Source organism: Paenibacillus sp. FSL R10-2778 (assembly GCF_038593035.1).
Lineage (GTDB): Bacteria > Bacillota > Bacilli > Paenibacillales > Paenibacillaceae > Paenibacillus_AQ > Paenibacillus_AQ odorifer.
On record NZ_CP151956.1, the window covers coordinates 727,293 to 740,238 of the forward strand.

The 12,946-nt window shown below is 46.4% G+C and carries 6 protein-coding genes, 2 rRNA genes and 2 riboswitches; all 8 genes read left to right on the forward strand.

Going from position 1 to position 12,946, the window contains the following annotated elements:
• Positions 1-378: 378 nt before the first annotated feature.
• Positions 379-2,634 (forward strand): glycosyltransferase 87 family protein, encoded by a 2,256-nt coding sequence (locus NST40_RS03200; RefSeq protein ID WP_342410398.1) that lies wholly within the window; start codon positions 379-381, stop codon positions 2,632-2,634.
• The gene (locus NST40_RS03205; protein ID WP_341172077.1) at positions 2,624-4,402 is read left to right on the forward strand and encodes a phospholipid carrier-dependent glycosyltransferase; all 1,779 of its coding nucleotides are present in this window, start codon (positions 2,624-2,626) and stop codon (positions 4,400-4,402) included. Before NST40_RS03200 ends, NST40_RS03205 begins: the two co-directional genes overlap by 11 nt.
• Before the next feature lie 97 nt (positions 4,403-4,499).
• A complete protein-coding gene (locus NST40_RS03210; RefSeq protein WP_036679898.1) occupies positions 4,500-5,480 on the forward strand; it encodes a glycosyltransferase family 2 protein in 981 nt (326 codons plus the stop codon).
• Positions 5,467-5,874 carry a GtrA family protein gene (locus NST40_RS03215; RefSeq protein ID WP_076130538.1) on the forward strand — a complete coding sequence of 136 codons (408 nt, stop codon included), beginning with the start codon at positions 5,467-5,469 and terminating at the stop codon, positions 5,872-5,874. Before NST40_RS03210 ends, NST40_RS03215 begins: the two co-directional genes overlap by 14 nt.
• 102 nt (positions 5,875-5,976) lie before the next feature.
• On the forward strand, positions 5,977-6,636 hold the full coding sequence (locus NST40_RS03220) for a class D sortase (RefSeq protein WP_256719093.1): 660 nt from the start codon (positions 5,977-5,979) through the stop codon (positions 6,634-6,636).
• Positions 6,637-6,755: 119 nt separating this feature from the next.
• Positions 6,756-6,838, forward strand: a riboswitch (cyclic di-GMP riboswitch).
• A gap of 74 nt (positions 6,839-6,912) precedes the next feature.
• Positions 6,913-6,993, forward strand: a riboswitch (cyclic di-GMP riboswitch).
• A 13-nt stretch (positions 6,994-7,006) separates the two neighbouring features.
• A complete protein-coding gene (locus NST40_RS03225) occupies positions 7,007-7,816 on the forward strand; it encodes a transglutaminase-like domain-containing protein (protein ID WP_038568647.1) in 810 nt (269 codons plus the stop codon).
• A 366-nt stretch (positions 7,817-8,182) separates the two neighbouring features.
• Positions 8,183-9,740: ribosomal RNA gene (locus NST40_RS03230) — 16S ribosomal RNA — on the forward strand.
• Between the two features lie 262 nt (positions 9,741-10,002).
• A 23S ribosomal RNA gene (locus NST40_RS03235) occupies positions 10,003-12,928 on the forward strand.
• The 16S and 23S rRNA genes sit together here, the layout of an rRNA operon.
• Positions 12,929-12,946 lie beyond the last annotated feature (18 nt).

The following is a 12,946-nucleotide window of genomic DNA, read 5'->3' on the forward strand; positions in this document are numbered from 1 at the left end:
GCATTCAACGGCTCCTTCATAACTGAGGGGGCCCTTTTTTTATATTTTTGTTGGCACTTAACCATTCAGCCTAGTCTATGTTTCTAGCTTTTCATCATCTATGATTTAGATTATATTGTTGAAGAGGTGATGTTCAGGACGAGGCAGCCTTGGCGTTAGAGTCCAATTTGTTCCCTCCTTGATCCTGATCTCTGTTTATTTTGTACTGAAAATACTTCAAACCCCTAGGTGGTCCTATGGTCTTACCATTTTGTTAGTTCTCTCGCTTTATGCTGATAGAATGGCCTGTTTTTTTGCTCCGGTATTTGCTTTAGCCACTGCGATTCTTCTATTCTATATAAGAGTCTATATAAGAGCCTTGAGGCTTAGGGCGATCCTATGGAATGGAATATTGTGGATGGAAGGGTCTGCGATCCAGATAAGGTTAACATACCCTATATTTATATGCTCTTTTATGAGAAAATCAATCCAAATGATTTCTTAGCAACGGTGAAATACACTAATTCGGGAGCTGTTTTTCAGAAGGGATATGCTTTTGGCTGGACTAAGATGAATATAGGACGAGGTGAGGTTGGGACGATGATCAAGAGTACACGTGCGGCCGTAATGACTGTATTGATGCTGTTATTGTTTGTGCTTCCTGTAACAAGCATTTATGCAGAGGGGAATCTATTGCAGAACCCTGGCTTTGAGGAGGGGGGAGATGATGCGCCTTCTAACTGGACTAAGGATATGTGGATTTCAGGAGACAACTCAGCTCTACTTTCAATCCAATCGGAGGAAGTTCATTCCGGCAGCAAGGCGGCAGTCATTGAGAATATCGAGCCCAATCATTCGAAATGGGTGCAGACGATTGAGGCTACGCCGAATAGTTATTATAAAATCTCTGGATGGATCAAAGTAGTAAGTACAGCAGGCGAGGGAATGGGCGCCAACATTCTTGCCGTTGGAGTAGGCGGGGGGTATCCCAGCGTAACTGATACGGCAGGTGAATGGCAGTATCTTGAATATATCGGCCAGACAGGACCGGTGCAGAAGTCATTTGGCATAGGCGCAAGTCTGGGCGGCTACTCTAGCTTGATTCAAGGTAAGGCTTATTTTGATGATTTTGCTGTAGAAAAATTAGACGCGGCTCCCGAAGGGGCTAACGTTATTTCGCTGGATAGTTCAGCGGTTAGTCCAGATGCCGGCGACAAAAAGGCAGACACTCCACATAAAGTATCTCCAACTAAGATGTTGCTGATCTCAGCGCTGTTTAGCGTGTTTTTTGCAGTGCTTTATACTAAGGCATTCCGTAGTGAGAAGCTTATGAAGCAGCCTGAGAATATTTATTCCAAATGGCTGAGCATTGCCATCGGAATTGCTTTTATCCTGAGAGTATGGATTGGTCTTACCGCGCAAGGATATCAGAATGATATGAATACCTTTATTTCTTGGGGACAGCGTATGGTGGATTTAGGTCCAGGCAAATTTTATGAAGAAGGTTATTTTGCCGATTATCCTCCTGGCTATTTGTACATATTGTACGTGCTTAGCGCCATTCGTGGCGTTTTAGGATTCACTCAGGGCTCAGGTGGAGAGAATTTGCTCTTCAAGCTCCCTGCGATCCTTTCTGATTTGGTGCTCGGCTACTTCATTTATCAAATGTCACGCAAAAAACTCGGCACAGGAATAGCTTTCGGCTTAATGTTGTTGTTTCTGTTTAATCCAGCGGTACTTATTAATTCAGCGGCTTGGGGACAAGCAGATTCATTCTTTTTGATCTTCCTGCTGCTCAGTATCCATGGCGCTGCGAACAAAAAGTTTGTTCGCTCCGCAATTTTGTTTGCCTTAGCGACGCTAATTAAACCGCAAGCGTTGATATTCACGCCGGTATTGTTGTTTGCTTTTTATCATCACCGCGCTTGGAAGCAGCTTGGATTCGGAGCTTTGTATGGATTAGGGATCTTCGGATTGCTTGCGGCACCGTTTTTCTGGAATAACGGAGGTCTGGTAGGGATTATTGATCTTTACAAGAGTACGTTATCTTCCTATCCGTATTCTTCAGTGAATGCATTTAATCTGTATGCACTGACTGATCCGATGTGGTCATCCCTTGATCTAACCTGGCTTGGCATTCCATACCGTGTATGGGGCTTCATATTTATTTTAGTGGCTGTAGCTGTTGCGGCATTTTATTCCTTTAAAAAGGATCGCTTGGATCTGACCAAATCCTATTTTATCGGGATGGTGCTTATAGTAGTGGTCTTTGTGCTTGGCACCAAAATGCATGAACGTTATATGTTCCCTGCTCTTATTCTTTGTTTGTTTACTTATATAGAAAGTCGGGACCGCCGCTTTTTATCGCTATTTCTCGGATTCAGCTTAACGCAATACATCAATGTGGCGTACACCTTATCCCACCTGAATGCAGATGTTAGCCCGGGTGCAGACGGAATCGTATTAGTGACTGCTATAGCTAATCTAGCATTGCTGCTTTATATGCTGAATATCGGATACGATTTGTATGTCCGCAAGGGAATAAAACCTCTTCCAGCACCAATTACACCGGAAGAACAATATGAAGAAGATTTGAGAGTTGTCGGGCAAATTAAACCGCATCAGAAGGGAGGGCGATTTAACGATGAAGTTTAAGCGTATAGATTGGATATGCATAATAGCTATTACGGCCGTTTACGCAGCGCTTGCTTTATATAATCTTGGCTCTACTAAATCTCCAGAGACCTTATGGGAGCCTGCTGCCAGTGGTGAAAGCTTCTATGTAGATTTGGGGCAGAGTAAACCATTGGAACGGGTCAATATCTTTGGAGGCGTGGGCACGGGGAAGTTCAAGCTGGAATTCAGCGACAATCCTGAGGTCTGGAGCAGTCCGATGGATGTCAGTGAGGATGTCGGGAATGTCTTCATCTGGAAAAGCCAACCCCTGAACGTTACAGCGAGATATGTGAAGTTAACAGTTACCTCTCCAGGGTTCACTTTGAACGAAATGGCCTTTTATGAGCAGGGGGGAGAAAGAATCCCCCTTCCTATTGCCGGTGTGACACCGGATGCTAACGCTGTACCTAAAAGAGGAGCAGCGGCCAATCTTTTTGACGAGCAGGCGCTCATTCCGGAATATTCTAACTTTATGAATAGCACTTATTTTGACGAGATCTATCATGCGCGAACAGCTTATGAATATACGCACGGGATTGTGCCTTACGAGAATACGCATCCACCGCTTGGTAAGCTGTTAATTGCCATAGGTATGGAGCTGTTCGGGGTCAATCCATTCGGCTGGCGTATTATCGGAACATTGTTCGGAGTTGCCATGTTACCTCTCATATATGTAATGGCGCTTCGTTTGTTTAAGAAAAGCAAATACGCCGCCCTCGCGGCAGGATTGTTTGCACTGGATTTCATGCATTTCACACAGACAAGAATCTCCACGATTGACGTATACGGAGTATTCTTCATTATGTTGATGTTCTATTTTATGCAGCGGTATTACACAATGAATTTCTACAAGCAGCCTTTAAGAAAAACATTAATTCCGTTATTCTGGTCTGGCTTATTCTTCGGAATCGGCGTAGCTTCGAAATGGATTGTGCTCTATGGAGGAGCAGGGCTGGCCATTATGCTGGCTATCTCCCTTTTTGAACGCTACAGAGAATACCAAGCCTCCGGACGCCTGCTGGCAGAGGGGAAGATTAAAGACAAGGAATTGCTGGGCACCTGTCGTGAAGCAGTAGATTCTTTTTGGAAAAAGACTATTATTACGTTGGCTAGTTGTATCGGGTTCTTTGTAATTATTCCAGTAATTATTTATAGCTTATCTTTTGTGCCGGGGTTATCTGCATCAGCAGAGGGCTTCACTATAAAAGGTTTGATTGATTCCCAAAAGAATATGTACAACTACCACAGTCAGCTTGTAGCTACACATCCCTTTGCTTCCTCATGGTGGCAATGGCCGTTTATGAAGAGACCGGTCTGGTTCTTTAGCGGCGGTGAAGGTTTGCCGGAAGGTCAGGTCAGCAGTATAGTGACTATGGGGAATCCTCTTATCTGGTGGACGGGTATTTTTGCGATGCTGGCAACACTGTGGATTACGCTGAAACGTAAAGATAAGAATCTCTACATGATTTGGATTGCCTTCTTCTCGCAATATGTTCCGTGGATGCTTGTCCCAAGAGAAACATTTATTTACCATTATTTTGCTATGGTGCCATTTATGATTCTTGGTATTGTATATATAATGAAGTTGCTGGATACTAAATTCCCTGAGGCCCGTTACGTACAGTATGTCTATGTAGCTGTTGCTTTGCTGCTCTTTATTGCTTTCTACCCGGTACTGTCAGGGATGCAGGTCAGTGGAGATTACGTGAAAGATATGCTGCGTTGGTTCCCTACTTGGGTTTTCTAGGATTTAATAAAAATCTATAAAATAAGTTTATGCATGCAGCGTTATTATGAAGTGTAGATGGATGTAACGCTCCAAAAAGCTTGTAGGAGGAATAAAGGTGAAAGCCAGATATAGTGTGATTGTACCCATGTTCAATGAGGAGCAAGTAATTAGCCATACTTATGAACGTTTGAAAAAAGTAATGGACGAGTGCGGCGATACTTATGAGCTGGTCTTCGTCAATGACGGCAGTCGTGATCGTTCCGCCCAGATGATTCGGGAGATCTGTGAACGAGACGAGCATGTCAAGCTGATTGACTTCTCGCGTAATTTCGGACATCAGGTAGCGATTACAGCTGGCATGGACTATGCCGAAGGTCAAGCGGTTGTTGTTATTGACGCTGATCTTCAGGATCCTCCGGAGGTCATTCTGCAAATGATCGAGAAGTGGAAAGAGGGCTACGACGTTGTATATGCGAAACGCCTGAAGCGCCACGGAGAAACGATGTTCAAAAAGGTCACCGCGAAGCTTTTTTACCGCCTGCTCAGCAGTATGACAAGTGTAGATATTCCTACGGATACAGGCGATTTCCGTCTTATTGACCGTAAGGTATGTGATGTCCTGCGGGGACTTAAAGAAAAGAACCGCTATGTCAGAGGTTTGGTGAGCTGGGTTGGCTTCAAGCAGACTATGGTGGAATATGAACGGGAAGAACGTTTTGCCGGAGAAACCAAATATCCGCTGAAGAAAATGATTCGTTTTGCGTTAGATGGCATCACCTCTTTTTCACATAAGCCGCTTAAGATTGCTACGTATATTGGATTCTTTCTTTCATTTTCTAGCTTTCTCTATTTATTTTTCGTCTTGTTCCAAAGGATATTTTTCACCTCCTGGACGGTTCCGGGCTGGGCTTCCATTGTAGGTGTCAATCTGCTCTTTAACGGTATTGTTCTGATGCTGTTGGGTGTGATTGGGGAGTATATCGGACGGATTTATGACGAGTCTAAAGATAGACCGCTATATATTGTTAGTGAGACTAAAGGCTACCAGAACGAAGAACAACTGGACCGCCGGAAGGACCACAATGATGTCAGATAAGAACTTGCGCGCTGCATTCATACAGTTCCTCAAATTTAATGCCGTAGGTTTGCTCAATACGCTTATTGATTTTGTGATTTTCACATTGTTGAATTCACTAGGGATGGTATACGCATTGGCGCAGGTGATCTCCTATAGTGCAGGCACGGCGAATAGCTTTATTTTGAATAAAAAAGTTACCTTTCGTGATCGCAACCGGGGGAATAAAGAAGGCTTCGACCGCGTACAGCTGGTCAAGTTTATCGTGCTGAATCTGGTAGTGCTCGGAATATCACTGTTGTTAATGCATCTGTTGACAGACAAACTAGGTATTCAAGTCTTGATCTCCAAGGTGCTGGTTACCTTTATCACGGTGATCATCAATTTCTTTGGAAGTCGTAAATGGGTATTTTAAACATTAATTTCAGGCAGAAGGAGTTGCTATGCTTAAAGGCAAGTAGCTGTTTCTGCTTGATTTGTATATAACCATAGAAATAATATACGGAGGTGAATAACATTGCGTAAATTCTCCTATCTACTCATACTGGCTGGGATACTTATCATGTTATATCCGACAGCTAACGAGTGGTACAACGACAGGCAGCAGGAGAAGTTATTAGAAACGGCTGAACTAAGCACTGCCGATAGTACTCCCCAGCCAGATCTGAAGAGCAGGTATGCTGAAGTTACTCAGCTGTTAGCAGAGGAATCGGTTCTGGATGCTCAGGCACAGCCCCAACCCCAAGAGACAGAAAAGCCTGAACCGGAGATTGAAGTCGGTGGCAAAGTAATCGCATTAATTGAAATCGATAAGATTGATTTGAAGCTGCCTGTATTAGAAGGGGCTACAAAAGCTAATATGAAACATGCTGCAGCCCATATGAAAGAAACGGCACCCCTTGGAGAGATCGGGAATGCTGCAATCGCGGCGCATCGGGCTCGAACTACGGGTCGTTTGTTTAACAGATTGAATGAGGTTGTTGTGGGGGATGTTATCACGGTAAAGACTAGTGATCAGGTGTTTAACTATGAGGTGTATGATATTTCTGTTGTAGATCCGAGTGATGTCTCCGTTCTTGACGGGAATGACAAGGATAAGATTGTTACTCTGATTACATGTGATCCGCTAGTGAATCCAACGCATCGGCTGATTGTTCATGCCAAATTAACAAAATGAGAATAGTGAATGACAAGAAAACACAAATACCGGGAGATATTTATAAAATAATGGGTAATCTAGTAAATTAGGTCTTGTTCACAACTATAAATATGATAGTATTATACTATGAAAGCTAAACACGATAACGGCAAACCTTCCGAAAGGTAGGGACGCAAAGCTAAAGGGCCTTTTCCCGAAAGGATGGCAGCCAGCTACCGAATGAAGAGGCTTTTTTTGTTTGTTTCAAATGGATTCTATCAATTATATCTAGTAAAGCTAGAACAGATAGAGCTTATACGATAACGGCAAACCTATCGAAAGGTAGGGACGCAAAGCTAAAGGGCCTTCCCGAAAGGATGGCAGCCAGCTACCGAAAGGAGTTTTATCCGTGAAAAAGGTTTATTTTATGCTGGTGGCGTTGTTCGTCCTAATGACTTCAGTTCCGGTAAGTACAGCTCAAGCTGCAAGTGCAGATGCCAGCTGGTTGATTACATCCAAAGTGGCTCAAGGTGTTATTGGTATTAACTATGATATTCCGAAAGATAAAAGAATCAAACTCATGATCACCAAAGATAACAGCAGCTATACATATAACTTGTATGCTTCTGGACAAGCTGAGGACTTCCCTTTGCAACAAGGAAATGGGACTTATAAGGTTTCTGTTCTGGAGAACACAACCGGCAATAAATACAAAGCATTATATTCCGAAGTAGTAGACGTAACCATGAGTGACTCGAATTCCGTATATTTGGGCTCCGTACAGAATGTGAAATGGAGTTCTTCTGATAAAGCGATTGTCAAAGCTAAACAATTAGTACAAGGCAAAACAACAGACGAAGAGAAAGTTAAAGCGATCTATAACTATGTAGTTGCGAATGTACAATATGATTACTCTCTTGCTAATAGTGTAACTACTGATTATATTCCAAGCATCGATAAGACATTGACTACTAAAAAAGGGATTTGCTATGATTACGCTTCTCTTTTTGCCGCAATGCTGCGGAGTGTAGATGTTCCTGCTAAGTTGGTAATGGGGAATACAAGCTACGTTACGCAATATCATGCCTGGAACGAAGTGTTGCTTAATGGGAAGTGGGTTACCATTGATACTACAGTGGATGCAGGACTTGCAAAGAGTGATAAGAAAACCGATTTAATTAAAGCCTCAAGCAAATATACTGCGGCAAAATACTATTAAGTTCGTCGCTAGAAACATAACTCTATTAAATAAACAACTAGCTTAATTATTAAGCTAGTTGTTTATTTTTATATTAGGGGTTGCTTTTCTATTAATAGTTGGGGTATTATAGGTAAGCGTTGTTAGACAGCGTACAGGCGATATAGACGAGGCTGATAAAAAGCTTCGAAAATAAAGCTTGCATTTCTGAAGATAACATGATATATTATAAGAGTTGCTGCTGAGACATTAAACGGCGCCAACGAGAACTTGATCTTTGAAAACTGAACAACGAGTGAGTAGGAAATCACGCAAGTGAAATCCAAAATTAGAGAATTAATTTTCTCGTCAGATGTTTCAAAATGAGCATATCGCTCTTTTCAATACTAATTGGAGAGTTTGATCCTGGCTCAGGACGAACGCTGGCGGCGTGCCTAATACATGCAAGTCGAGCGGAGTTATTTTGAAAGCTTGCTTTCAAAATAACTTAGCGGCGGACGGGTGAGTAACACGTAGGCAACCTGCCCTTCAGACTGGGATAACTACCGGAAACGGTAGCTAATACCGGATAATTTCTTTTTTCTCCTGAGAGAAGAATGAAAGACGGAGCAATCTGTCACTGAGGGATGGGCCTGCGGCGCATTAGCTAGTTGGTGGGGTAACGGCCCACCAAGGCGACGATGCGTAGCCGACCTGAGAGGGTGAACGGCCACACTGGGACTGAGACACGGCCCAGACTCCTACGGGAGGCAGCAGTAGGGAATCTTCCGCAATGGGCGAAAGCCTGACGGAGCAACGCCGCGTGAGTGATGAAGGTTTTCGGATCGTAAAGCTCTGTTGCCAGGGAAGAACGTCCGGTAGAGTAACTGCTACCGGAGTGACGGTACCTGAGAAGAAAGCCCCGGCTAACTACGTGCCAGCAGCCGCGGTAATACGTAGGGGGCAAGCGTTGTCCGGAATTATTGGGCGTAAAGCGCGCGCAGGCGGCTATTTAAGTCTGGTGTTTAAACCTTGGGCTCAACCTGAGGTCGCACTGGAAACTGGGTGGCTTGAGTACAGAAGAGGAAAGTGGAATTCCACGTGTAGCGGTGAAATGCGTAGATATGTGGAGGAACACCAGTGGCGAAGGCGACTTTCTGGGCTGTAACTGACGCTGAGGCGCGAAAGCGTGGGGAGCAAACAGGATTAGATACCCTGGTAGTCCACGCCGTAAACGATGAGTGCTAGGTGTTAGGGGTTTCGATACCCTTGGTGCCGAAGTTAACACAGTAAGCACTCCGCCTGGGGAGTACGGTCGCAAGACTGAAACTCAAAGGAATTGACGGGGACCCGCACAAGCAGTGGAGTATGTGGTTTAATTCGAAGCAACGCGAAGAACCTTACCAGGTCTTGACATCCCTCTGAATCTGCTAGAGATAGCAGCGGCCTTCGGGACAGAGGAGACAGGTGGTGCATGGTTGTCGTCAGCTCGTGTCGTGAGATGTTGGGTTAAGTCCCGCAACGAGCGCAACCCTTAACTTTAGTTGCCAGCAGGTAATGCTGGGCACTCTAGAGTGACTGCCGGTGACAAACCGGAGGAAGGTGGGGATGACGTCAAATCATCATGCCCCTTATGACCTGGGCTACACACGTACTACAATGGCCGGTACAACGGGAAGCGAAGCCGCGAGGTGGAGCCAATCCCATCAAAGCCGGTCTCAGTTCGGATTGCAGGCTGCAACTCGCCTGCATGAAGTCGGAATTGCTAGTAATCGCGGATCAGCATGCCGCGGTGAATACGTTCCCGGGTCTTGTACACACCGCCCGTCACACCACGAGAGTTTACAACACCCGAAGTCGGTGGGGTAACCCGCAAGGGAGCCAGCCGCCGAAGGTGGGGTAGATGATTGGGGTGAAGTCGTAACAAGGTAGCCGTATCGGAAGGTGCGGCTGGATCACCTCCTTTCTATGGAGAATCGTTCTCTGCAATGAGGACATTCAAATCGGAAGCTAAGCTTCCAAAACTCAGGTTTAGGCCTGTTACTCACTCGTTGCTCAGTTTTGAGAGTTTAAGCTCTCAAGTAAGACTTGATCCTTGAAAACTGGATACCGAAACGAATTTGCGTTTTAGAACATCTTTTAGCAACTTGTGTAAACAAGTAAATGTTATTAGTGAGATGATTCCAAAGAGAATGTCATCGTATGATATTTTCCTGCGGAAAAATCAAGGTTAAGCTAATAAGAGCACACGGAGGATGCCTAGGCGCCAGGAGCCGACGAAGGACGTGGCGAACAACGAAACTGCCTCGGGGAGCTGTAAGCAAGCTTTGATCCGGGGGTGTCCGAATGGGGAAACCCAGCTGTGGTAATTCGCAGTTACTCATACCTGAATACATAGGGTGTGTAGAGGCAGACCAGGGGAACTGAAACATCTAAGTACCCTGAGGAAGAGAAAACAATAGTGATTCCGTCAGTAGCGGCGAGCGAACGCGGAACAGCCTAAACCTAAGAGCTTGCTCTTAGGGGTTGTGGGACGTCTCACATGGAGTTACAAAGGAATATGGTAGGTGAAGAGGTCTGGAAAGGCCCGCGATAGAGGTAAAAGCCCTGTAACCTAAACTGTATTCTCTCCGAGACGGATCCCGAGTAGTGCGGGGCACGTGAAACCCCGTATGAATCCAGCAGGACCATCTGCTAAGGCTAAATACTACCTGGCGACCGATAGTGAAACAGTACCGTGAGGGAAAGGTGAAAAGCACCCCGGAAGGGGAGTGAAATAGAACCTGAAACCGTGTGCTTACAAAAAGTCAGAGCCCTATTAATGGGTGATGGCGTGCCTTTTGTAGAATGAACCGGCGAGTTACGTTTAACATGCAAGGTTAAGCCGAGAAGGTGGAGCCGCAGCGAAAGCGAGTCTGAATAGGGCGAATTAGTATGTGGACGTAGACCCGAAACCGTGTGATCTACCCCTGTCCAGGGTGAAGGTGCGGTAACACGCACTGGAGGCCCGAACCCACGTACGTTGAAAAGTGCGGGGATGAGGTGGGGGTAGCGGAGAAATTCCAATCGAACTCGGAGATAGCTGGTTCTCCCCGAAATAGCTTTAGGGCTAGCCTCGGTATAAGAGTAGTGGAGGTAGAGCACTGATTGGGTGCGGGGTCCGCAAGGATTACCAAGCTCAGTCAAACTCCGAATGCCATATACTTATTGCCGGGAGTCAGACAGTGAGTGCTAAGATCCATTGTCAAAAGGGAAACAGCCCAGACCATCAGCTAAGGTCCCCAAGTGTGTGTTAAGTGGGAAAGGATGTGGAGTTGCACAGACAACCAGGATGTTGGCTTAGAAGCAGCCACCATTGAAAGAGTGCGTAATAGCTCACTGGTCGAGTGACTCTGCGCCGAAAATGTAACGGGGCTAAACACACCACCGAAGCTATGGCTAGATGCTTTGCATCTGGGGTAGGGGAGCGTTGTGTAGGGGTTGAAGGTGTACTGAAAAGAGCGCTGGACACTACACAAGTGAGAATGCCGGTATGAGTAACGAAAAGATCAGTGAGAATCTGATCCGCCGAAAGCCCAAGGTTTCCTGAGGAAGGCTCGTCCGCTCAGGGTAAGTCGGGACCTAAGGCGAGGCCGAAAGGCGTAGTCGAAGGACAACAGTTTGAAATTACTGTACCACCGTAATCCGCTATGAGCGATGGGGTGACGCAGGAGGGTAGTGACGCGGACTGATGGATGTCCGTCTAAGCAGTGAGGCTGATGTGTAGGCAAATCCGCACATCGATAAGGCTGGGCTGTGATGGGGAGCGAAAATTATAGTAGCGAAGGTCATGATCTCACACTGCCAAGAAAAGCCTCTAGCCAGGAGAAGGTGCCCGTACCGCAAACCGACACAGGTAGGCGAGAAGAGAATTCTAAGGCGCGCGGAAGAACTCTCGTTAAGGAACTCGGCAAAATGACCCCGTAACTTCGGGAGAAGGGGTGCCCCGGTAGTGTGAATAGCACGAGGGGGCCGCAGTGAAAAGGCCCAAGCGACTGTTTAGCAAAAACACAGGTCTGTGCGAAGCCGCAAGGCGAAGTATACGGGCTGACGCCTGCCCGGTGCTGGAAGGTTAAGGGGAGTGGTTAGGGGTAACCCGAAGCTATGAACCGAAGCCCCAGTAAACGGCGGCCGTAACTATAACGGTCCTAAGGTAGCGAAATTCCTTGTCAGGTAAATTCTGACCCGCACGAATGGCGTAACGACTTGGGCGCTGTCTCAACGAGAGATCCGGTGAAATTTTAATACCTGTGAAGATGCAGGTTACCCGCGACAAGACGGAAAGACCCCATGGAGCTTTACTGCAGCTTGATATTGAATTTGGGTACGATCTGTACAGGATAGGTGGGAGCCGTAGAAATCGGAGCGCAAGCTTCGGTGGAGGCGCCGTTGGGATACCACCCTGATCGTATCTAGGTTCTAACCTAGTACCCTTACCGGGTACGGGGACCGTGTCAGGCGGGCAGTTTGACTGGGGCGGTCGCCTCCTAAAGAGTAACGGAGGCGTTCCAAGGTTCCCTCAGAATGGTTGGAAATCATTCGCAGAGTGCAAAGGCATAAGGGAGCTTGACTGCGAGACCTACAAGTCGAGCAGGGACGAAAGTCGGACTTAGTGATCCGGTGGTACCGCATGGAAGGGCCATCGCTCAACGGATAAAAGCTACCCTGGGGATAACAGGCTTATCTCCCCCAAGAGTCCACATCGACGGGGAGGTTTGGCACCTCGATGTCGGCTCATCGCATCCTGGGGCTGAAGTAGGTCCCAAGGGTTGGGCTGTTCGCCCATTAAAGCGGTACGCGAGCTGGGTTCAGAACGTCGTGAGACAGTTCGGTCCCTATCTGTCGTGGGCGCAGGAAATTTGAGAGGAGCTGTCCTTAGTACGAGAGGACCGGGATGGACGTACCGCTGGTGCACCAGTTGTTCCGCCAGGAGCATGGCTGGGTAGCTACGTACGGACGGGATAAGCGCTGAAAGCATCTAAGCGTGAAGCCCCCCTCAAGATGAGATTTCCCAATTAGTAAGACCCCTTGAAGACGACGAGGTAGATAGGTTGGAGGTGGAAGTGCAGCAATGCATGGAGCTGACCAATACTAATCGGTCGAGGGCTTATCCTATATGTAGAATGCAGATTT